This window comes from Shouchella hunanensis, from assembly GCF_028735875.1.
In the GTDB taxonomy this organism is placed as follows: Bacteria; Bacillota; Bacilli; order Bacillales; family Bacillaceae_D; genus Shouchella; species Shouchella hunanensis.
The window spans coordinates 3,717,705-3,737,508 of sequence record NZ_CP117834.1 but is presented as its reverse complement, the minus strand read 5'-3'; the positions used below and the strand labels follow the sequence as shown (position 1 = coordinate 3,737,508).

Below are 19,804 nucleotides of genomic sequence, written 5' to 3'. Positions count from 1 at the left end.
CGATTGGATTTAAAAAAACAATTAACGTCATCCGTAACAGTAGCGGATGGAGCGATGGGGACTGTCTTGTATGAGGCTGGCTATGATTTATGTTTTGAGGAGCTGAACGTTTCTAAACCAGAAGAGATTTATACGATTCATCAAGCGTATATAGAAGCGGGTGCAACTATTATTCAAACCAATTCCTATGCTGCTAATGTGCAAAAGCTTAAACGTTATGGTCTTCAAGAAAGCGTGGGAGTCATTAATCAGGCATCTGTGCGCCTCGCTCGTAAAGCGGTTCAAAATAGTGGGAAGAAGCATGTATTCGTAGTGGGAACCGTTGGTGGTATTCAAGGATTTCAATCGGAACAGCTTGATCATAAAGAGAGTATGCAAGCGTTAGTGGAGCAAGTTGACTTATTAGTACAAGAAGGGGTAGACGGCCTCTTGTTCGAAACATTCTATGATTTCATGGAAATTAAACAACTTGTTATTGAAGCAAGAAAGCGAACAAATCTACCTATCATTGCAAACGTGTCCCTTGGTGATATTGGTGTCTTAAAAGGAGGCATTCGATTAAGCGATGCGCTAACGGAACTGTATGAGGCTGGAGCTGATGTTACAGGGTTAAATTGTCGAATGGGTCCCTACCACATGTTACGATCGATCGAAGAGCTTGAGCTTCCCTATGACATCCCACTAGCTTGCTACCCAAATGCAAGTTTGCCAGGTTACCGAGATGGTCGGTTTGTGTATGCGTCGAATACAGAATATTTTACATCAATGTCGGAACGGTTTATTAACGAAGGCGTCCATCTCATTGGAGGTTGTTGCGGAACAACACCCGCCCATATAAAAGCAATTAAAGAAGCGGCAAGTGGTCGGACACCAGTAAAACGAAACATTCGGTTACAGCCATTAAAAACAGAAACGATTGAACGTTTCCATGAACAGCGTCCATCTATTAAAGATTTGGTAGAAGAAAAGCAGACGATCATCGTTGAATTAGATCCTCCTAAGAAATTGCATATAGATCCATTTATTGAAGGGGCAAAAGCAATTCGAGATGCAGGAGCAGATGCATTAACCCTTGCAGACAATTCACTAGCAAGTCCGCGCATTGATAATCAAACGTTAGCTATGTTATTGAAAGAAGAAGGCATTCGAAGTCTTGTTCATTTAACTTGTCGTGACCGCAATTTAATTGGTTTACAATCGCATTTAATGGGGCTTGATTTAGCTGAATTGAATGATCTTTTAGTGATTACAGGTGACCCGAGTAAAATTGGTGATTTTCCGGGGGCCACTTCGGTTTATGATGTATCATCAACGAAACTTTTACCACTTATTAAACAAATGAATGAAGGCATTTCGTTTTCTGGTAAGTCGTTAGGGAAAGCTACAAATTTCACTACAGCAGCAGCATTTAATCCAAATGTGAAGCATCTCGATAAGGCTGTCCGTCGCTTGGAGAAAAAGATCGAAGCGGGTGCAAATTATTTTCTCACTCAGCCGATTTTTGATGAAGGACAGTTTGAAGAAATTTACGAGGCAACCAAACACTTATCTGTACCAATATTTGTCGGCATTATGCCGTTAACAAGTAGTCGAAACGCAGAGTTTTTGCATAATGAAGTACCTGGTATATCATTATCAGCTGATACAAGAGCACGTATGGCACGAGCAGGTGAAGATAAAGTAAAAGCAGAACAAGAAGGGCTTGCTATGGCAAAATCATTAGCAGATGCAGCAGCCACTTATTTTAATGGACTGTATTTAATTACACCGTTTTTACGCTACCAATTAACAGTGGAATTAACTCGTTACTTACGCGCACACACAACAGCTCCGTTGTCTAAAGAAAGGAAGTTACAATGAGACAGACTGGATTGATCGAACAACTAAAGAAGAGAATTGTTGTGCTTGACGGTGCAATGGGAACAATGATTCAAGATGCGGATTTACATGAAGATGATTTTGGTGGTGCAGATTACGATGGCTGCAATGAGTATTTAAATCTCACTTCACCAGATGTGATTACAAGGATTCACCGGGCTTATTTAGAAGCTGGAGCAGACATCATTAGTACCAACACATTTGGATCATCAAGTATCGTTCTAGATGATTATGAACTTGGGCATCTTGCTTATGAGATTAGTCGTAAAGCAGCAGAACTGGCTAAAGCAGAGGCGGGTAAATGGTCTACAGTTGATGAGCCTCGTTTTGTGGCTGGGGCAATGGGGCCGACAACAAAGTCTCTTTCTGTTACAGGTGGAACAACCTTCCAAGAACTTATTGCTACTTATGAAGAGCAAGCAAGAGGCTTAATTGATGGTGGAGCCGATCTTTTGCTGTTAGAAACAAGCCAAGATATGCGCAATGTAAAGGCAGCATCAATTGGTATTGAAAAAGCATTTGTTCAAACAGAAACAAAGCTGCCACTAATGATTTCTGGTACGATTGAACCGATGGGGACAACGTTAGCAGGACAAACGGTTGAGGCGTTTTACCTTTCAATAGAGCACTTAAAGCCATTGGTTGTAGGCTTGAACTGTGCAACAGGCCCAGAATTCATGCGTGACCATATCCGTTCGTTATCTGAAATGGCAGAGAGTTATGTAAGCTGTTATCCGAATGCTGGTTTACCTGATGAAGAAGGACATTATCATGAAACCCCTCAGTCGTTAGCAAAGAAATTAGAAGGCTTTGTACAAAAAGGCTGGTTAAATGTCGTCGGTGGTTGCTGTGGGACTACACCTGCACATGTTCGAGCACTTAAAGACATGGTCAATCACTATGAATCAAGAGAAGATACGACACGGGAACAGCATGCAGTCTCAGGCTTAGAGGCGCTTTTTTATGAAGATTCTTTGCGTCCGCTATTCGTCGGCGAACGAACCAATGTCATTGGATCACGTAAATTTAAGCGGCTTATTGAGGAAGGAAAATACGAAGAAGCATCGGAAATTGCTCGAGCGCAAGTAAAAAAAGGTGCCCATGTTATTGATATTTGTTTAGCTGACCCAGATCGTGACGAAGCGACAGATATGGCTGCTTTTCTATCATTCGTTACAAATAAGGTGAAAGTGCCATTAATGATTGATTCTACCGATGAAGCCGTTATTCGAGAAGCACTTACTTACTCACAAGGAAAGGCCATTATTAATTCCATCAATTTAGAAGATGGCGAAGAGCGGTTTGAAGCCATTTTACCACTCGTCAAACAATATGGCGCAGCACTTGTTGTCGGCACCATTGATGAGGCGGGTATGGCGGTTTCAGCTGAGCGAAAACTAGAAATTGCCATACGCTCATTTAAGCTTTTAACAGAAAAACATGGTATCCCAGCTCATGACATTATTTTTGACCCTCTTGTTTTCCCAGTCGGAACAGGTGATGAACAGTATATTGGATCAGCAAAAGCAACAGTCGAAGGAATAAAACTCATTAAAGAGCATTTACCTCATTGCTTAACCATCTTAGGAGTTAGTAATGTATCGTTCGGCTTGCCTCCTGTAGGACGCGAAGTGTTAAATTCAGTGTATCTCTATCACTGTACTCAAGCAGGGCTTGACTATGCCATTGTCAATACGGAAAAATTAGAACGATTTGCTAGTATTTCTGAGCATGAAAAAACATTAGCAGAACAGCTGCTTTTTGCAACTGATGACGCAACGCTTGCGGAATTTACAGCTCATTACCGCGGTAAAAGTGCAAAAAAAACAACTGAGTACGAAGGGCTAAATTTAGAAGAACGGTTAGCCATATATGTAGTAGAGGGAACGAAACAACGTTTAGAGCAAGATTTGACACTCGCTCTGCAAAGCTATTCAGAGCCTTTAGACATTATAAATGGTCCTTTAATGAATGGGATGGACGAAGTGGGCAGATTGTTTAATAATAATGAACTTATTGTTGCTGAAGTATTGCAAAGCGCGGAAGTGATGAAAGCTGCAGTTTCATTTCTTGAACCACATATGGAAAAGAGCGAAAATGAATCTCGGAAAGGTAAAATCTTATTAGCAACAGTGAAAGGAGACGTACATGATATCGGCAAAAATCTAGTCGATATTATTTTAAGCAACAATGGGTTTGAAATTGTTAATTTAGGCATTAAAGTAACGTCAAATGAATTAATTGATGCGATAAAAAAAGAGAAGCCGACTGCCATTGGTTTATCAGGGCTACTAGTTAAATCTGCTCAGCAAATGGTGTTAACTGCCCAAGATTTAAAGTCACAAGATATTTCCATTCCTGTACTAGTAGGCGGTGCTGCTTTAACGAGAAAGTTTGTGGACACGCGCATTGCCCCAGAATATGAAGGGCTTGTGATTTATGCTAAAGATGCAATGAATGGGTTAGAACTGGCTAATCGGATTACGACAGATGAAAAGCGTGAACGATTGGCGTTAGAATTAAATGAACAACGACAGTTAAAAAAGGATCATTTAGCAAAGCGGATAAAAAAAGAAGTTGTTCAATCAACGGAGTCGAATCGTTCAACGGTTAAACATTTGCACTCAATAATGAAACCAGCAGATTTAGAGCCCCATATTATAAAACAATATAACATTGAGCATATATTTCCGTATGTTAATATGCAAATGCTCCTTGGGAGACATTTAGGCGTTCAAGGAAAAGTGGATCGATTGCTGGCAGAAGGACATGAAAAAACAGTTGAACTAAAAGAAAAAGTGGACACTTTATTTTCAGATGCGAATCAATTAAAAACGTTGCAGGCAAACGCTATGTATCAATTCTTTCCTGCTCAATCTGATGGAAATGATTTGATTATTTATGACCCGACAAATTTAAAAACAGAGCTAGAGCGGTTTACGTTTCCGAGACAGCAGGTGAAGCCGTACTTATGTTTAGCTGATTTTGTTCGACCAGTTGGTGGAGAAATGGATTATGTCGGTTTTCTAGCAGTAACCGCTGGTAAAGGTGTGAGAGCGTTAGGAGAAGCAGCAAAGGCAAGAGGAGAATTTTTGAAGAGTCATCTTGTGCAGGCTGCTGCATTAGAGACTGCAGAAGGATTAGCCGAACGAATTCACGAGCAGATGCGGGATCGCTGGGGATTCCCTGATGCACCAGAAATGTCGATGTCAGACCGCTTTTCTGCTAAATATCAAGGAATCCGTGTTTCCTTTGGCTACCCAGCGTGTCCAAATTTAGAAGATCAACAAAAGCTATTTGATCTATTAAAACCAGAGAAAATAGGTATTGAACTAACCGAAGAATTCATGATGGAGCCGGAAGCTAGCGTGACGGCACTCGTTTTCTCTCACCCAGAAGGGCGTTATTTTAACGTGTTGTAATCGTAAAAGGATATAATGGTAGATCGATTTTGAGGAAGTAGTACATACTAGCCAACTAGTGTGTACTACTTTTTGTTGTGTGAAAGGAAAGGGAGACGCCACTTCATTCCATCACGCCACTATTGTACACATTTTTGATCGACCTAAAGACATTTATATAGGAATAATTCTCTCCACCTGTTCATTGTATTTAGTCCTCCATAGATAGAAATTTCTGCTGTATAAAATAAAAAGAATAACAAAGACTAGCGATAGCTAGAAGAAATCAATGCACATAACAAAGGAGGATGAACCTAGCATATGCGTAAGAATACAGTTTTAAAATCCAGTCTTATCATTGTTGTTGGACTACTTTCGTTCCTAACATCGGGGTCAGATGCAGATGCGTTCTCAGAACAGGTAATCCAAAAAGGCGCAACGGGAGATGATGTCGTTGAATTACAATCCAGACTTCAATATGTAGGGTATTACAATGGGAACATTGATGGTGTGTTCGGATGGGGTACATACTGGGCTGTTCGCAATTATCAATACGAGTATGGAATCGACATTGATGGTTTAGTAGGCGAAAATATGAAAGCGAAGCTAGTAGAGACAACAAATTTTGATAAACAGTTTGTGACAAATGCACTGAATGAAGGGCGTTCGGTTACACACTATGGTGGCACCTCGTTAGACAAACAAAAAGGAAATCAATCAAATAATGGAGCTTCAGGTAATGGCTCGAGTGAGCAAGCAGGTAGTGATGATGGTGAACCGATTATTGAAAAAGCACAGAATGTTCCATCTGGCTATTCAAGTAATGACATTCAATTAATGGCTCAAGCTGTTTATGGTGAAGCTCGCGGAGAACCGTACGAGGGGCAAGTTGCTGTTGCTGCAGTAATTGTCAACCGTTTAAATTCACCAACTTTCCCGGATACGGTTGCTGGAGTCATTTATGAAGAGCGTGCGTTTACCGCCGTTGCAGATGGTCAAATTAATTTAGGTGCAGATGAGTCCTCGCGAAACGCTGTTCTTGATGCTTTAAATGGTCAAGATCCGTCTAATAATGCTCTGTACTATTTTAATCCCGACACAGCTACATCGGGGTGGATTTGGACGAGACCACAAATCAAACGCATTGGCAAACATATCTTTTGTTACTAATTTTTTAGGAGGTGGATTAAGTGATTCGAAATCTAATGATTGGAGCTCTTGCCGTTGCGGTAGTCGGAACAGGTGTATGGGGCTACCAACAAAAAAACGACAAAGAGCATTTAGCGCAAGCAGCAGAGAATATGTATCAACGTGCGTATCATGATTTAAGCTTTCACATTGACCAAATTGAAGACGAATTAGGAAAGACTATGGCGATGAATAGCCAAAGACAGTTGTCTCCAGCTTTAGCGGATGTATGGCGGGTAACAAGCCTAGCTGAAAAAAGTTTAGCAGAGCTTCCTGTACAAGGGTTGAACATGGAAGATACTGAAAAATATTTATACAAAATTGCCGATTTTTCTTATCGAACATCTGTAAGAGATTTGAATCAAGAGCCTCTGACCGATGATGAGTATAAAACACTAGAGCAACTTTATGAACAATCTGCTTCCATTCGTCAATCTATGCGGGAAACGCAAGCGATGATGATGAATACAGATATGCACTGGTTGGCTGAAAGAGAAAGGGAAGATGGAGACTCAGCTCAACATTCATTTGCGGATCATTTTGAACGAATGAATAAATCAGTACAAGGTTTTAGTGAAGTAGAGTGGGGCGCAACGGACTCGGCGATTCGTAATTTAAATGGCGAATTAAAGGATGCACTAGAAGGACGTGAAGAGGTAACAAAAGAAGAAGCAAAGCAATCTGCTCTTGAGCTACTCCAGTTAGGGAAGAAAGCAACGGTCAGAGTCGATGATGCAAGTGACGCTCTTGATTACCCTGCTTATTCTCTTGTGATTGATGATCCAGAAAATAAAGCGAATTACAATATGGACATGAGCGTTGAGGGTGGCGAGCCCATTTGGTTTATGCAGAGCCGCAAGATTGATAAGCAAACCATTGGTTTAAATGAAGCTGTCCAAAAAGCAGAGGCATTTTTAGAACGAGCAAATAAAGAAAACATGGTGCTTGTAGAAAGTACTCAGTACAACAATCGTGCGGTACTTGAATTTGCTTATGAAGATAATGGCGTGCGTATTTACCCAGATTCCATTACCCTTGAAGTCGCTCTAGATGATGGTGACATCGTGTCCTATGTCGGCCGAGGTCATATTATTCACCATCAAGATTCAAGAAATTTACCAACACCAGCTATTACAAAGGCTGATGCTCAAGGGATGATTAATCCGCGAATTGAGATAATGGAAGATCATCTAGCAGTAATCGAAACAGACTTAAATGAAGACGTACTTGTCTATGAATTTTATGGAACAAAAAACAACGATACGTACCGCATTTTTATTAATGCGCAAACAGGTGATGAAGAAAAAGTAGAGCGAATGAAAGATACAGAACCTGATTACAGCAACGAATAAGAGGATCGAACTCTCGGTATGATACGGGGGTTCTTTTCTTTACAGGATGCTTGCCATCTTTTAAAAGTATGAGATAATAGGGGCAGATAAAAAACAAGTTTTAAAAGAAAGTGTGTGAACGATTCATGACGAGTTTTAATGTGGCGATTGATGGTCCTGCAGGTGCAGGAAAAAGTACGGTAGCAAAGCAGGTAGCTGAGAAATTAGGATTTCTTTATATTGATACAGGTGCTATGTATAGAGCATTAACACAAGCAGCATTAGCACGACAAATCGATGTAAACGATGAAGAAGCCTTAATTCAATTATTGAGAAACGGTAACCTAGAGCTTGCTCCGTCATCTACTGGCACCACCGTATATTGGGATGGAGAAGATATTACCGAAGACATACGATCAAACCAAGTAAATCAAACCGTATCGCTTGTTTCTAGTTATAAGCAAATACGTTTATATATGATGGAAAAGCAACAAAAACTAGCTAGTGAAAAAAACGCTGTGCTTGACGGACGGGATATCGGTACCCACGTTCTTCCTGACGCTGACGTAAAGATTTTTCTTACGGCATCCGTTGAGGAACGTGCGAAACGCCGTCATACCGAACAATTAAACAAAGGCCTTACATCTGATTTAGAAGCCATTAAGCGCGATATTGAAAAAAGAGATGCGTTAGACTCGAACCGCGCATTTGCACCGCTCAAACAAGCAGATGATGCAGAAGTCCTTGATACAACACGTATGGATATTAATCAAGTAACGGACGCCATTCTTGATCTTGTAAAGGAGCATTCTGTTTAAATGAAACTGTATCGTTTTGGACAAGCAGTTTGTCGTTTCGTTTTGCGCTTACTATTTAAAGTGGAAATTAGAGGGAAAGAACATATTCCGTCAGAAGGTGGTGTCCTTCTATGTTCGAATCACATTAGTAATTTTGATCCGCCTCTATTAGGTGCGTTTATCCATCGACAAGTGCGCTATATGGCGAAGAAAGAACTGTTTGATAAAAAAGGAATTGGGAAATTACTAAAAGGCTTAGGAGCGTTTCCTGTTAAACGTGGTGGAAGTGATCGGGAATCGTTGCGAACGGCTTTGCGGATTTTAAAAGAAGGCGACATGGTTGGATTATTTCCAGAAGGAACACGTTCAAAAACAGGTGAAATCGGGAATGGATTAGCAGGTGCTGGTTTTTTTGCAGGAAAAAGCGATGCGTATGTTATTCCCTGCGTCATCATTGGTCCTTACCAATTTCGGAAACGTGTCATTTTAGCATACGGTGAACCAATTGATATGGAAGCGTATCGCCAACAGCGCGTATCTGCACAAGAAATAACAGACACCATTATGACAGAAATCCAGCGTTTAAAAGACAAACACCAGTAATCGATCGAGCGCTGGTACAATAAAAATTATGAGGAGGAATTGACAATGGCTGAAGAAATGAATGTGTTTTCAGTAGGAGACCTTGTAAAAGGAACAGTAACAAAAGTTGAAGATAAACAAGTTTTTGTGGACGTTGGTTTTAAAGTGGACGGGATTGTACCAATTAGTGAATTGGCGGCGCTGCATATTGAAAAAGCAGGCGATGTTGTTGCTGTAAACGATGAGTTAGAACTTCAAGTAACAAAAGTAGAAGATGATGAATTGGTTTTGTCTAAAAAAGCTGTGCAAGCTGAAAAAGCTTGGCAGCAATTAGAAGATCTTCAACAAAAAGATGAACAAATTGAAGCTGCTGTTGCGGAGGTTGTAAAGGGTGGACTCGTTGTCGACGTTGGAGTCCGTGGCTTTGTTCCCGCTTCTCACGTTGAACGTCATTATGTAGAGGATTTTTCCACATATATTGGTCAAAAGCTTCAATTGAAAATTATTGAGTTAGATAAAGAGCACAATAAACTCATCCTTTCGCAACGTGCAGTGCAAGAAGGTGAAGTAGAGCGGAAGAAGAAAGATACGCTACAATCCATTGAAGTAGGTTCCACTGTAACGGGAACGGTCCAACGTTTAGCGACATTTGGTGCATTTGTCGACATTGGTGGTGTTGATGGGTTAGTTCATATTTCACAACTTGCCCACGAACGAGTCGAGAGTCCTCAAGACGTTTTAAGTGAAGGGGAAACCGTAACGGTTAAAGTGCTTTCTGTTGATCTCGATAACGAACGAATCTCGCTATCTATTAAAGACACACTTCCTGGACCATGGGCGAATGTAAGTACAACATTAAATGTGAATGACATCGTGTCCGGAACAGTGAAGCGTCTTGCTAATTTTGGAGCCTTTGTCGAGGTACTGCCTGGAGTGGAAGGGCTTGTTCATATTTCACAAATTTCAACCCGTCACATTGGGAACCCGTCTGAGGTACTTGAAGTCGGACAGACGGTTGATGTGAAAATTCTTGAAATCAATGAAGCGGACAAGCGGATTTCACTAAGCATTCGAGAAGCGCAGGAAGAAGAAGTTCGAAACGAAACGAGAGCCTATGAAAAGCAGCATCAAGAAGAGTCGTCTGGGTTCTCTTTAGCTGATATGATTGGCGATCAATTAAAAAAATATCGTCCGTAAATGCAAGTTGTGCTGAACGAAGCATAGATGTGCATGTCTAATCTAGTAAAAATCCGTCCATAATCATCATAGAGGTGATTCATAATGGACGGATTTTATTTTTATTGGCTCGGATGGATTGTGTTTGGACTAATCACGTTTTTTATGCCGAAAACCATCTTTCGCGCCATTAGTTGCGTGATTGTTTTGGCACTTTTGCTATTAGCACCATTAACGTTGACGTATGCGCACTATTCTTTTAGCGTTGGCTTTCTGTTTTTACTCGTTTGTTGCTATGCGGCTATCGGTCAACGATCAGTGAAACAGCTGATCTATCCAGTAGTTGTCTCTATTGTTATTGCGGCGGTTTACTTTGGTGTACAAGTATTTATTCGGATGGATCCAGTTGTTCTATTATTTGGTTCTTATGTGGTTCAACTTGTTCCATCAGTCTGTATGGCGCTTCTTCTTTTGCGAGGATACAAAAGATCCATTATCCTCGTAATCGGTATGATGCATGGAGAGGTTTTTGTACAAATCCAACAGTCTCAAGGCATGCCAGTTTCAATCGGTTCACTCGTTTTTTGGGACCTCGTTGCCCTTTCTTTTATTGTCAGTATAAGCATTACGTGGATTACAGTGGTCATTCAGCAGCTTGAAAAACGGACAGTTACACGTCATATTCCGCCATCATCCATTGGAAATAGGATAGACAAGCATGCATGAGTTTAGTAAACTAATTGAGTTAGACAAAATTTATAGAAGCACGAAGTAGGAAGGGTGTGAGATTGTGACAAAACCAGTCGTTGCAATCGTTGGAAGACCAAACGTAGGAAAGTCTACGATCTTTAACCGAATTGTCGGGGAACGCGTTGCGATTGTGGAGGATATGCCAGGCGTAACGAGAGATCGACTTTATAATAAAGCGGAATGGTTAAATCATGAGTTTAATATAATTGATACAGGTGGAATTGAACTTGGAGACGAGCCGTTGCTTGCGCAAATGCGCCAACAGGCGGAGATTGCTATTGATGAAGCGCATGTCATTATTTTCTTAGTGAGCGCAAAAGAAGGAATTACAGCGGCTGATCAAGAAGTGGTGAATATGTTATTTCGCTCAAAAAAACCAGTTGTTTTAGGGGTAAATAAAGTAGATAACCCTGAAATGCGCGATCAGCTTTATGAGTTTTATGGTTTAGGTATCGGGGAACCGTTTCCAATTTCCGGCGCACACGGATTAGGCTTAGGTGATTTACTCGATGCGGTTGTAGATCATTTCCCAACAGACTTAGAAGTCGCGTACGGAGAAGAAGCGATTAAGATGGCGTTAATAGGTCGTCCGAACGTAGGGAAGTCCTCCCTTGTGAATGCTCTACTCGGTGAAGAACGAGTCATTGTTAGTCAGATTCCTGGGACAACACGGGACGCTATTGATACATCGTTTACAAAAGACGACCAGGAGTATGTAGTGATTGATACTGCCGGAATGAGAAAAAGAGGAAAAGTGTATGAGGCAACAGAAAAGTATAGTGTCCTACGCTCGTTAAAGGCAATTGATCGTTCTGATGTGATTTTAGTTGTTATTAACGGAGAAGAGGGCATTATTGAACAAGATAAAAAAATTGCAGGTTACGCACATGAAGCCGGTCGCGCGATCGTTATCGTTGTGAATAAATGGGATGCTTTAGAGAAAGACCACAAAACGATGCAACATTTCGTTGAAGACATTCGTCAGGAATTTCAGTTTCTTTCCTATGCACCAATTGTCTTTCTGTCTGCAAAAACAAAGCAACGCCTTCATTTATTATTACCAGAAGTGAAGAAAGTGTCAGAAAATCACCATTTACGCGTCTCAACGCATGTATTGAATGACATGATTATGGATGCAGTAGCAATGAACCCAACGCCAACAGATAAAGGAAAACGATTAAAGATTAATTACGTGACGCAAGTAGCTGTTCAACCACCGACATTTGTCTTTTTTGTGAATGAACCGGAACTTATGCATTTTTCGTATCGTCGCTTTCTAGAAAATCGCTTGCGCGCTACGTTTAATTTCGAAGGAACTCCGATTCATATTATTTCTCGTAAGAAAAATGATTAATGGTGTGTGTAAAGGGGGAAACACATGATTATCACAACCATTTTTTTTGTGTTGTTAAGTTATTTACTCGGTTCAGTAAGCTTTAGTTACCTCATTGCGAAGAAAATCAAAAAAATTGATATTCGCAAAGAAGGAAGTGGAAATGCAGGAGCAACGAACACATTGCGGGTTTTAGGGGTAGGACCTGCCATTTCAGTGCTGTTGCTTGATGTGTTAAAGGGGATATTGCCAGTTGTACTGGCTATGCTTGTCACAGATGCTGCGTTTGTACATGTGCTAACAGGATTGGCTGCGATTCTTGGACACAACTGGCCTATTTATTTCGGTTTTAGAGGAGGCAAGGGAGTCGCAACATCCATCGGTGTACTCGTTAGTCTTGTATTCCTTCCGGCTTTACTTGCAGGGGTTGTGGCAATTGCGAGTATTTTTATAACAAGATATGTATCGCTTGGCTCTTTATTATTCGCTGTATTAACACCTGTAGCACTTGTATTATTAATGCTTATACCAGGCTTTTCATATCCATTTGAATACATTTTGTTTACCGTTGTGTTGGCGATCATGTCGCTGTGGCGACATCGAACGAATGTTAGCCGACTTTTATCAGGGACAGAAAATAAAATTGGCAGAAAGCATGCATAGGAGTAGATAAAAATGAAGCAAAAACTAGCAGTAATTGGTGCAGGGAGCTGGGGCACTGCCCTAGCTGTTGTTCTTGCCGATAACGGCCACGATGTTCGATTAGTTGCAAGAAGACAAAGCCAAGTAGACGAAATAAATCGCTTCCATACGAATGAAAAATATTTAGGACATGTACAGTTACCTGAGACGTTAACGGCTTATCTAGCGATGGAAGATGCGGTGAAGGGGGTAGACGCCATCATTCTCGTCGTTCCGTCGAAAGCGATGCGTCAAACGGTTCAAGCGCTTGTAGGCGTTCTTGATCAACCAGTTCCTATTATTCATGCAAGCAAAGGAATTGAACCAAATACATATAAACGAGTGTCAGAAGTTATTGAAGATGCAGCAGCAGGATCACCTTATGTGGCGTCTATAACGGTTTTATCAGGTCCAAGCCATGCAGAAGAAGTAGCTCTTCGTCAACCTACTACTGTAACGGTTGCATCACGTCAGGAATCCGCTGCAGCGTACGCACAAGAGCTGTTTATGAACCAGCAGTTTAGGGTGTATACAAATCCAGATTTAATTGGCGTCGAAATTGGTGGCGCTTTAAAAAACATTATCGCCTTAGTCTGTGGCGTGACAAACGGCCTTGGTTACGGAGATAATACAAAAGCGGCAATTATGACTAGAGGATTAACCGAAATTTCTCGTCTTGGTGTTCATATGGGCGCGCAGCCTCTTACATTTTCCGGTTTAACAGGATTAGGCGATTTAATTGTTACGTGTACGAGCGTGCATTCTCGAAACTGGCGTGCCGGACATATGTTAGGAAAAGGGAAGTCGATGGAAGAAGTGCTAGAGGAAATGGGAATGGTCGTCGAAGGTATACGGACGACGCAAGCGGCTTATGAGCTCGCCAAAAAAGAAAACATTAATATGCCTTTAACAGAGGCACTTTACGCTGTGCTGTTTAATGGTGTAGATCCGATTAAAGCGGCTGAAGATTTAATGGGGCGTGTGAAGCGAAATGAAGTAGAGGAATTGTACCATCTCGATTAACGGTTTCCACGTTCGCACATTTTTTCTACCCCATGCATACGATGAAAGGAACGTAAGCATGAGGAGGGATTGGATGTTTAAGAAAAATGATTCGTTTTTTGATCAAGTTCAGAAAAACACAAAGGTTCGCCCGGATGAGCTTTTAAAACTAGCAAATTCTGTTAGTCAATCAAACTTAAAAGATGAGGCAACGTTGCGTGATTTAATTAGTCGTGTTGCTGCAATGGCAAATAAACCTGTCTCAAAAGAAAAAGAAGATCAGATTGTTTCTGCGATTTTAAACAATAACATGCCAACGGATTTGTCGTCTTTGACAAAAATGTTTAACAACAAAAAGTAGAGAAAATAGTCAAACATCCAAACAAAAATTCGAAGCCTGCATATACTGCAATAGAACACCTACTATTATAAGGGCAAGAAAAAAGGATTTAGTCAAGCTAGAGAGGAGAGCCCCACTCCTGTCTAGCTTTTTAACTGTTGTGACGGAATTTGATATGCTATACTTGAAGGGATGGAAGGATAAGAGAGGTGTATAGAATGTCCTTAGCAATGCTAAATATGTACATATCATTTGGTGGAATTATTTTAATGTTTGTATCAGCTGGCACAGCCTTTTTGGCTAGAACAAAATTAAGTGGAATTTTATCGAGAATTGTTTTAGCGTTTTCATTTATCTGTATGGTTGTGGCTGGTTTAATTGTTGCCTATATTGTCATCGGTGGACCCACGTCAAACTTCATGAGATAAAGGGGTTATAAAATGAAACGCTTTACCATTTATAGTACTGTTGCGATTATGTTTTTATTAAGTGGTTGTATGTTGCCTAATGAACAGCGAGTTGAAAATCAAGTGCCTTACGCCGATCAAATGGCGAGTGTGCAAGCAGCAGTTGATCAGTTTCAAGAGGAGACGGGGGTATTGCCAATCAAAACCTTCGATGAAAGCACGAATTTATATCAGCGCTATGTCATTGATTTTAGGCAGCTCATCCCAACCTATATGCAAGATGCACCAGGGTCATCGTTTGAAAACGGAGGGGTCTATCAATATGTATTGGTGAACGTAGAAGAAGAGCCTGAAGTAAAAGTCATTGATGTTCGCATCATGAATGAAATCAATACACTTACTCAGCGTATTAATGAGTATCGACGTGAACATACCTATGCGCCAATTAAAGAATCTCTTGATTATGACTTGTTTACATTGGATTTTGAAGCGCTTGGTTATAAAGAAGAGCCTTATATTGATAGTCCGTATAATCAAACTCGTTTGCCATTACTCTACACGAATAGTGGCGACATTATGATCGACTATCGAGTAGATTTAATTGAGTTACAATCAGAGATGGATGGGTCCTTTGCTACGGAAACAGATTTGCGAAGCTATTTGTATGAAGAAGCACCATTTGTTCCTGTGTTTTCCGTTCCCTATACGTATTCAGAAGATAATGGCATACAATACGATACAAAATTCTATGAAAATGAATAAAATAGGTCTAGTTTGCCCCTTCCGCTCGTAAGATAGAATTGGAAGGGGCATTATCTTTATCGTCTCCCCTTTCAAGAGTGGATGCAGAAAAATATTCACCGTAGTCAGTCATATTAATAGGACAATGTCATAGAATTGGTAGTGGTTAGAGGTATAAGACTCGGCTGCATCATATTTTACTTGACCGGGAGGGGAATGATCTTGTTGGAAAAAGTAGATATCTTCAAAGATATCGCGGAGCGAACTGGTGGCGACATTTATCTCGGAGTCGTTGGAGCGGTTCGCACGGGAAAATCGACCTTTATTAAAAAATTTATGGAACTTGTGGTGCTTCCAAACATTGAAAATGAAGCAGATAAGAGCAGGGCTCAAGATGAGCTTCCACAGTCCGCAGCAGGTAAGCAAATCATGACGACGGAGCCAAAATTTGTACCAAACCAAGCTGTTTCCATCCATGTCGATGAAGGGCTTGATGTAAATATTCGCCTCGTGGACTGTGTTGGTTACGCCGTTCCTGGAGCGAAAGGTTACGAAGATGAAAATGGACCTCGCATGATTCATACACCTTGGTATGAAGAACCGATTCCATTTCAAGAAGCAGCAGAAATTGGAACGAGAAAAGTGATTCAAGAACACTCTACTCTTGGTGTTGTTGTAACAACTGATGGGACAATTGGTGACATTCCAAGGAGCGATTATGTTGAATCAGAATCAAGAGTTGTTGAAGAACTAAAAGAAGTTGGCAAACCGTTTATAATGATTGTTAACAGTGTAAGACCACATCACCCAGAGACAGAGCAGCTACGGTCTTCGCTTTCAGAAGAATACGATATTCCGGTACTGGCTATGAGTATTGAAGGCATGAACGAGCACGATATTAATAGCGTCTTAAGAGAAGTTTTATTTGAGTTCCCAGTACATGAAGTGAATGTGAATTTACCTAGCTGGGTAATGGTACTTAAAAACGACCATTGGCTTCGAGAAAGTTATGAAGAGTCGGTTCGTGAAACGGTTAAAGATATCAAACGTTTACGAGACGTTGATCGGGTTGTTAGCCAATTTACAGAACTCGAATTTATCGATCAAGCCAAACTAGCTGGTATAGAGATGGGGCAAGGTATTGCTGAAATTGATTTGTATGCCCCGGATGAGCTGTACGATCAAGTATTAAAAGAAGTTGTCGGTGTAGAAATTCGTGGTAAGGATCATCTTTTATCGCTTATGCAAGACTTTGCTCATGCAAAAACCGAGTATGATCAAGTGGCTGATGCACTGCGTATGGTTAAACAAACAGGTTATGGCATTGCGGCACCGTCACTAGCTGACATGAGTTTAGATGAACCTGAAATTATTCGTCAAGGGTCTCGCTTCGGTGTTCGTTTAAAAGCTGTAGCACCGTCCATTCATATGGTGAAAGTAGATGTGGAATCAGAGTTTGCTCCAATTATCGGCACAGAAAAGCAAAGTGAAGAACTCGTTCGCTATCTCATGCAAGACTTTGAAGAGAATCCACTTTCCATTTGGAATTCTGACATTTTCGGGCGATCACTTAATTCCATTGTTCGCGAGGGAATTTCGGCAAAGCTATCTCTAATGCCAGAAAATGCGCGTTATAAGTTACAAGAAACGCTAGAGCGGATTATTAACGAAGGTTCTGGTGGATTAATTGCGATTATTTTGTGAATAAAAGAACTCTCTCCCTTTGGAGTGAGTTCTTTTTGCTTTTCCTCGATAGTTTTGCTAATCTTTATAAGAGATTATAAGTGGATAGCAAGATGATGGAGGGACAAGAATGGTTGATCAACATAAAATAGAAACCGCAGTAAGAATGATTTTAGAGGCAGTAGGTGAAGACCCAGAGAGAGAAGGGCTTATTGATACACCAAGACGCGTTGCGAAAATGTATGAAGAAATGTTTAGTGGGTTACGCGAGGATCCAAAAACTCACTTGCAAACTGTTTTTACAGAAGATCACGAAGAGCTTGTGCTTGTTAAGGATATAACGTTTTATTCCATGTGTGAGCATCATTTAGTTCCTTTTTACGGAAAAGCTCATATTGCCTATCTTCCAAATGAAGGAAAAGTAACAGGACTTAGCAAACTTGCGCGAACCGTAGATGGTATTGCAAGACAGCCGCAAGTTCAGGAGAGAATGACGAAAACACTTGCTGACGCACTTGAAGAAACATTAGGAGCAAAAGGTGTAATGGTAATAGTGTCAGCTGAACATATGTGTATGTCAATGAGAGGCATTAAAAAGCCTGGTTCTAAGACGGTTACAACGGCTGTGCGAGGTGTTTTTAAAGACGACGCAATAGCAAGACAAGAAGTATTATCACTTATTTGAGTATATTCTAACGTAAAAATAAAGCTTATAAACGATAATTCGGCCTTATTTATTCTTGTACGACGTTAGTTATTTAATAAATGGAGGGAAAAAGATGAGTCAAAGTGCTGATTTTTTTGTTATTAAAGCAAGGGAAAATGGTGTGCAAGTAATTGGGTTAACACGTGGTTCTGACACCCGCTTTCATCACTCAGAAAAGCTTGACAAAGGTGAAGTAATGATTGGACAATTTACAGAGCACACTTCTGCGGTGAAAATAAGAGGAAAAGCTGTTATTCAAACAAGTCACGGTACAATGGACACAGATGAAGAGTAAATTAGCGGGATGTAGTGTTTATGAATGGTTGCTGTGCTATACTTGATAAAGATCATCTGTATAGCAGGCGAAAGAAAGGAAAGTTTGTATGAGAGAAAAAGGAGCGGTCGATATTTCAACTGCTACTGAATTAAAACAGCATTTTGACCAACTCGTGCGACATGATTATTTACAACAATATATTGACGACACGCGACCGGATCAAGATGAATTGTGGCTTGCTTACCAACTCATTCGTGAAGTGGAGCCAGGAGAACGAGCTCTGGCCATATCGTTGGCTTGGGGCTTTGTTCATGCTGGTGTCATGATTCATGATCTTGTTTCTTTACATAATGAGGACGACGATCGTCTGAAAAAGAGAAGGCAGCTAAATGTTCTGGCTGGGGATTTTTATAGTGCTCGTTACTATCAATCGTTAGCAGGCGTGAATGCAGTCGATATGGTTGAGTTATTTGGAAGCACACTTCAAGAGATTTATGAATTGAAAATGGCTCATTACATGGACAAGTCGTTAACAGCAAAGGCATTCTATGATCAAAAAGCAGCAGTCGATGCTTTGCTTTTACTAAGAATTATTCAAAAAGAGGCTGACGAAACGTTCGTAAAGCGACTTGAAACGTTCTTTTTAACGAAAAGAGTCAAGAGGCAGTTACGAACGACCGTTGATGAAGAAGAAACCAATGTGTTACGCACGATGCTTGTTCGAGCTGAGCAATCATTACAGCCACTTCTTAATAGCCAACGTAATGATATTCTCGATCAGTTTTTTTGTGGGAGGCTTACAACATGAGTCAGTCTAAGGAAGAGCGCGTACATAGCGTTTTTCAGTCTATTCATAAGAGATATGACATGATGAACTCTGTCATTAGTTTGCAACGGCATAAAGCATGGCGTAAAGATACGATGAAACGAATGGCTGTTCAAAAAAACGATTCTGCTCTAGATGTTTGCTGTGGAACAGCTGATTGGTCCATTGCTTTAAGTGAAGCTGTTGGAGACGATGGACGGGTAGTTGGTCTGGACTTTAGTGAAAACATGCTAGAAGTTGGAAAAGAAAAAGTAAAGCAATACGGCGTAAAAAACATTGAACTGATTCAGGGGAACGCTATGGATTTACCGTTCGAAGAAAATACGTTTGACTATGTCACAATTGGGTTTGGGCTTCGAAATGTGCCGGATTATATGCGAGTCCTGAAGGAAATGGTTCGTGTAACGAAGCCAGGTGGAAGGATTGTGTGTCTGGAAACATCTCAGCCGACGATTCCAGGTTTTAAACAACTCTATTTCTTTTACTTTAAACATGTCATGCCTCTTGCTGGCAAACTGTTAGTTAAAAAATACGATGAATACGCGTGGTTACATGAATCAACGTTAGAATTTCCTAACCGAGAGAAGTTAGCCAGTATGTTTCGTGAAGCAGGCATGATAAACGTTGAAGTAAAGAGTTATACTGGCGGTGTTGCCTCTATGCACTTAGGACAAAAGCCGCAAAAGGACTCGTAGAAGGAGTTTT

Annotated in this window: 19 protein-coding genes; all 19 read left to right on the top strand. The window is 40.7% G+C overall.

The features are described from left to right. Positions 1 to 3: 3 nt before the first annotated feature. The 19 genes from PQ477_RS19140 to PQ477_RS19050 all read left to right on the top strand — a co-directional run bounded on the left by PQ477_RS19140 (position 4) and on the right by PQ477_RS19050 (position 19,794). Positions 4 to 1,860 (top strand): bifunctional homocysteine S-methyltransferase/methylenetetrahydrofolate reductase, encoded by a 1,857-nt coding sequence (locus PQ477_RS19140; protein ID WP_349775492.1) that lies wholly within the window; start codon positions 4 to 6, stop codon positions 1,858 to 1,860. Beyond that, positions 1,857 to 5,300, top strand: a complete 3,444-nt coding sequence (gene metH, locus PQ477_RS19135) for a methionine synthase (RefSeq protein WP_274272705.1) — start codon at positions 1,857 to 1,859, stop codon at positions 5,298 to 5,300. Before PQ477_RS19140 ends, metH begins: the two co-directional genes overlap by 4 nt. A 300-nt stretch (positions 5,301 to 5,600) precedes the next feature. After that, positions 5,601 to 6,449, top strand: a complete 849-nt coding sequence (gene sleB / locus PQ477_RS19130; protein ID WP_274272704.1) for a spore cortex-lytic enzyme — start codon at positions 5,601 to 5,603, stop codon at positions 6,447 to 6,449. Positions 6,450 to 6,469: 20 nt separating this feature from the next. Continuing rightward, on the top strand, positions 6,470 to 7,819 hold the full coding sequence (gene ypeB / locus PQ477_RS19125) for a germination protein YpeB (RefSeq protein WP_274272703.1): 1,350 nt from the start codon (positions 6,470 to 6,472) through the stop codon (positions 7,817 to 7,819). 125 nt (positions 7,820 to 7,944) lie between these two features. After that, the gene (gene cmk / locus PQ477_RS19120; protein WP_144559081.1) at positions 7,945 to 8,616 is read left to right on the top strand and encodes a (d)CMP kinase; all 672 of its coding nucleotides are present in this window, start codon (positions 7,945 to 7,947) and stop codon (positions 8,614 to 8,616) included. Then, on the top strand, positions 8,617 to 9,198 hold the full coding sequence (locus PQ477_RS19115) for a lysophospholipid acyltransferase family protein (RefSeq protein ID WP_035398732.1): 582 nt from the start codon (positions 8,617 to 8,619) through the stop codon (positions 9,196 to 9,198). Positions 9,199 to 9,243: 45 nt separating this feature from the next. Then, positions 9,244 to 10,374 carry a 30S ribosomal protein S1 gene (gene rpsA, locus PQ477_RS19110; protein ID WP_035398733.1) on the top strand — a complete coding sequence of 377 codons (1,131 nt, stop codon included), beginning with the start codon at positions 9,244 to 9,246 and terminating at the stop codon, positions 10,372 to 10,374. An 84-nt stretch (positions 10,375 to 10,458) separates the two neighbouring features. Beyond that, positions 10,459 to 11,079, top strand: a complete 621-nt coding sequence (locus PQ477_RS19105) for a YphA family membrane protein (RefSeq protein WP_274272702.1) — start codon at positions 10,459 to 10,461, stop codon at positions 11,077 to 11,079. A gap of 64 nt (positions 11,080 to 11,143) precedes the next feature. Continuing rightward, the gene (gene der / locus PQ477_RS19100; RefSeq protein ID WP_144559078.1) at positions 11,144 to 12,457 is read left to right on the top strand and encodes a ribosome biogenesis GTPase Der; all 1,314 of its coding nucleotides are present in this window, start codon (positions 11,144 to 11,146) and stop codon (positions 12,455 to 12,457) included. Between the two features lie 24 nt (positions 12,458 to 12,481). After that, on the top strand, positions 12,482 to 13,099 hold the full coding sequence (gene plsY, locus PQ477_RS19095) for a glycerol-3-phosphate 1-O-acyltransferase PlsY (RefSeq protein ID WP_035398736.1): 618 nt from the start codon (positions 12,482 to 12,484) through the stop codon (positions 13,097 to 13,099). Positions 13,100 to 13,111: 12 nt separating this feature from the next. Continuing rightward, complete coding sequence (locus PQ477_RS19090) at positions 13,112 to 14,140, top strand: NAD(P)H-dependent glycerol-3-phosphate dehydrogenase (protein WP_274272701.1); 1,029 nt, start codon at positions 13,112 to 13,114, stop codon at positions 14,138 to 14,140. Between the two features lie 73 nt (positions 14,141 to 14,213). Beyond that, complete coding sequence (locus PQ477_RS19085) at positions 14,214 to 14,480, top strand: stage VI sporulation protein F (RefSeq protein WP_035398737.1); 267 nt, start codon at positions 14,214 to 14,216, stop codon at positions 14,478 to 14,480. A 197-nt stretch (positions 14,481 to 14,677) separates the two neighbouring features. Continuing rightward, positions 14,678 to 14,887: a DUF2768 domain-containing protein gene (locus PQ477_RS19080; RefSeq protein ID WP_035398738.1), complete on the top strand. Its 210-nt coding sequence runs from the start codon at positions 14,678 to 14,680 to the stop codon at positions 14,885 to 14,887. Positions 14,888 to 14,899: 12 nt separating this feature from the next. Then, positions 14,900 to 15,628 carry a YphF family lipoprotein gene (locus PQ477_RS19075; RefSeq protein ID WP_060705338.1) on the top strand — a complete coding sequence of 243 codons (729 nt, stop codon included), beginning with the start codon at positions 14,900 to 14,902 and terminating at the stop codon, positions 15,626 to 15,628. A 204-nt stretch (positions 15,629 to 15,832) separates the two neighbouring features. Next, positions 15,833 to 17,311 (top strand): stage IV sporulation protein A, encoded by a 1,479-nt coding sequence (spoIVA, locus tag PQ477_RS19070; RefSeq protein WP_060705337.1) that lies wholly within the window; start codon positions 15,833 to 15,835, stop codon positions 17,309 to 17,311. Between the two features lie 109 nt (positions 17,312 to 17,420). Beyond that, a complete protein-coding gene (folE, locus tag PQ477_RS19065) occupies positions 17,421 to 17,975 on the top strand; it encodes a GTP cyclohydrolase I FolE (protein ID WP_060705336.1) in 555 nt (184 codons plus the stop codon). Positions 17,976 to 18,069: 94 nt separating this feature from the next. Then, positions 18,070 to 18,291 (top strand): trp RNA-binding attenuation protein MtrB, encoded by a 222-nt coding sequence (gene mtrB, locus PQ477_RS19060; RefSeq protein ID WP_035398739.1) that lies wholly within the window; start codon positions 18,070 to 18,072, stop codon positions 18,289 to 18,291. 88 nt (positions 18,292 to 18,379) lie between these two features. Then, complete coding sequence (locus PQ477_RS19055; protein WP_274272700.1) at positions 18,380 to 19,081, top strand: heptaprenyl diphosphate synthase component 1; 702 nt, start codon at positions 18,380 to 18,382, stop codon at positions 19,079 to 19,081. Further along, positions 19,078 to 19,794 (top strand): demethylmenaquinone methyltransferase, encoded by a 717-nt coding sequence (locus PQ477_RS19050; protein WP_144559073.1) that lies wholly within the window; start codon positions 19,078 to 19,080, stop codon positions 19,792 to 19,794. Before PQ477_RS19055 ends, PQ477_RS19050 begins: the two co-directional genes overlap by 4 nt. Positions 19,795 to 19,804 lie beyond the last annotated feature (10 nt).

What these genes read in the sequence shown, in the direction of transcription:
- metH (WP_274272705.1), top strand. Translation starts at nt 1,857, where the DNA reads ATGAGACAGACTGGATTGATCGAACAACTAAAGAAGAGAATTGTTGTG.
- sleB (WP_274272704.1), top strand. Translation starts at nt 5,601, where the DNA reads ATGCGTAAGAATACAGTTTTAAAATCCAGTCTTATCATTGTTGTTGGA.
- cmk (WP_144559081.1), top strand. Translation starts at nt 7,945, where the DNA reads ATGACGAGTTTTAATGTGGCGATTGATGGTCCTGCAGGTGCAGGAAAA.
- PQ477_RS19115 (WP_035398732.1), top strand. Translation starts at nt 8,617, where the DNA reads ATGAAACTGTATCGTTTTGGACAAGCAGTTTGTCGTTTCGTTTTGCGC.
- rpsA (WP_035398733.1), top strand. Translation starts at nt 9,244, where the DNA reads ATGGCTGAAGAAATGAATGTGTTTTCAGTAGGAGACCTTGTAAAAGGA.
- PQ477_RS19105 (WP_274272702.1), top strand. Translation starts at nt 10,459, where the DNA reads ATGGACGGATTTTATTTTTATTGGCTCGGATGGATTGTGTTTGGACTA.
- plsY (WP_035398736.1), top strand. Translation starts at nt 12,482, where the DNA reads ATGATTATCACAACCATTTTTTTTGTGTTGTTAAGTTATTTACTCGGT.
- PQ477_RS19090 (WP_274272701.1), top strand. Translation starts at nt 13,112, where the DNA reads ATGAAGCAAAAACTAGCAGTAATTGGTGCAGGGAGCTGGGGCACTGCC.
- PQ477_RS19085 (WP_035398737.1), top strand. Translation starts at nt 14,214, where the DNA reads ATGTTTAAGAAAAATGATTCGTTTTTTGATCAAGTTCAGAAAAACACA.
- PQ477_RS19080 (WP_035398738.1), top strand. Translation starts at nt 14,678, where the DNA reads ATGTCCTTAGCAATGCTAAATATGTACATATCATTTGGTGGAATTATT.
- PQ477_RS19075 (WP_060705338.1), top strand. Translation starts at nt 14,900, where the DNA reads ATGAAACGCTTTACCATTTATAGTACTGTTGCGATTATGTTTTTATTA.
- folE (WP_060705336.1), top strand. Translation starts at nt 17,421, where the DNA reads ATGGTTGATCAACATAAAATAGAAACCGCAGTAAGAATGATTTTAGAG.
- mtrB (WP_035398739.1), top strand. Translation starts at nt 18,070, where the DNA reads ATGAGTCAAAGTGCTGATTTTTTTGTTATTAAAGCAAGGGAAAATGGT.
- PQ477_RS19055 (WP_274272700.1), top strand. Translation starts at nt 18,380, where the DNA reads ATGAGAGAAAAAGGAGCGGTCGATATTTCAACTGCTACTGAATTAAAA.
- PQ477_RS19050 (WP_144559073.1), top strand. Translation starts at nt 19,078, where the DNA reads ATGAGTCAGTCTAAGGAAGAGCGCGTACATAGCGTTTTTCAGTCTATT.